The following is a 1,508-nucleotide window of genomic DNA, read 5'->3' as shown; positions in this document are numbered from 1 at the left end:
CGCTCCACCAGGTCGGGGTCGACCCGGGGCGGCGTCGTCCCGGACCGGTCGGGCACCGGGCGCCGCAGCCGGGGCTGCTCCCCCGTGCCCTGCCGGCGCGCCACCACGGCGGGCCGCAGCGGCACCGGGGCCGGGTCGGGGTCGTCCCGGAACAGCAGGTGGACGGGGATCTCGGTGGTGGACTCGGTGTGGATGAGCCGGGACGGCCGGGTGACCGGCCCGCCCTCGGCGGGCTGCCCGGACTCCGGGGTGTGGGACGTGGTCGTGGTCATGCGTGCCTCCAGCCTCCGCGCCAGATGCGTCACATCAGGGAAGGGTCGTCCGGCCGGGCCGGACGACCGGTGCCACCCGCCGCACCGGACGGTGCGCCGGGCGGCGTGGGCCGCGCCGGCCGGTCAGGAGAACAGCCGCCGCCAGGTCTCCGGGCCCGGATAGCCGTCGGCCGCTCCGCCCCGCCAGCCCTGGGCCCGCTGGAACGCCTCGACGTTGCGGCGGTCGGCCTCGGTCCAGCGCGGTCCGGGCCCGGTGGTGTAGAAGCGGCCGAACCCCTTCTGCACCAGCTGCCGGCCCAGCTGCGTCACGTGGTCGTTGTGCGCGCCGGGCCGGAACAGGGCCCGGCCCGGAAAGGCCGGCACCCCGTGCGCGCCGGGTGCCGCGGCGCCGGGGGCGGCGGGCACGTCGTTGCCCCGGCCGGTCACCAGCAGGTCCCAGGTCTGCGGTCCCGGCAGCCCGTCCGCGGCACTCCCGCGCCAGCCCTGGGCCTCCTGGAACGCCTGGGTCGCCCTGCGGTCCGCCTCCGTCCAGCGCGGGCCGGGCCCGGTGGTGTAGAAGCGGGCCCCGCCGCGCTCGACGAGCATCCGGCCCAGCTCGGTGACGTGCCGGTTGTCGGCGCCCGGCCCGAAGTACGCCGCCCCGGGGAACGGCGTGCGCACCGGCGCGGCCGGCTTCGCGGTGTCCGGTTCGGAGCCCGCCGTGCTGCCCGTCACGCCCTTGTAGCGGTAGGGGACGTAGCGGGCGGAGTCGCTCCAGTAGGCGTAGGGGGTGGACTGGCTGCGGGTGTGGGGGCGGGTCTGCTCGTACGCCACGTAGTAGGTACGGGTGTGGTCCGTCCAGCCGCCGAAAAGGACGACGTGGGATCCCGCGTGGGGGTCGGACTGATTGTGGAAGAGCAGCATGTCGCCGGGCTGCAGTTCGTCCTTGGTGATTTTGTCGGCGTAGTTTCCGAGACTGCCGGTCCATTCGTTCCCGGCGAGGTTCCAGGCCATCGAGACATAACCCGAACAGTCCTGCCGATATCCGTCGGACCAGTAGGAGGTCATGCTGTACGGGACCTTCGCGGTGACCCATTTCTTCGCCCGGTTGATGATGTCCGCGCGGGTGGTCGCCGGGGTCTTCGCCGGGGCGGCGGGCGGCGCCGCCTGGCCGGCCGGGCCGTGCAGCGGCGCCCGCTGTCCCTGCGGGGTGTCGGGCTCGTCAGCTGCGGGAACCTCGGTGGCCGCGGGCTGCTG

The 1,508-nt window shown here is 75.1% G+C and carries 1 protein-coding gene and 1 pseudogene; both read right to left on the bottom strand.

Features of this window, described 5'->3' with window-relative positions:
- A pseudogene (locus tag G3I53_RS29155) lies at nucleotides 1–272 on the bottom strand (SPFH domain-containing protein); the annotation flags it as partial.
- 123 nt (nucleotides 273–395) lie between these two features.
- The coding region (locus G3I53_RS29150) for a peptidoglycan-binding protein (RefSeq protein ID WP_164438945.1) at nucleotides 396–1,508 on the bottom strand (1,113 nt) is incomplete at its 5' end.

The sequence above is a fragment of the Streptomyces sp. SID14436 genome, from assembly GCF_010548465.1.
GTDB lineage: Bacteria > Actinomycetota > Actinomycetes > Streptomycetales > Streptomycetaceae > Streptomyces.
The sequence above is the reverse complement of the archived record's forward strand: the minus strand, read 5'-3'. Positions and strand labels throughout refer to the sequence as shown.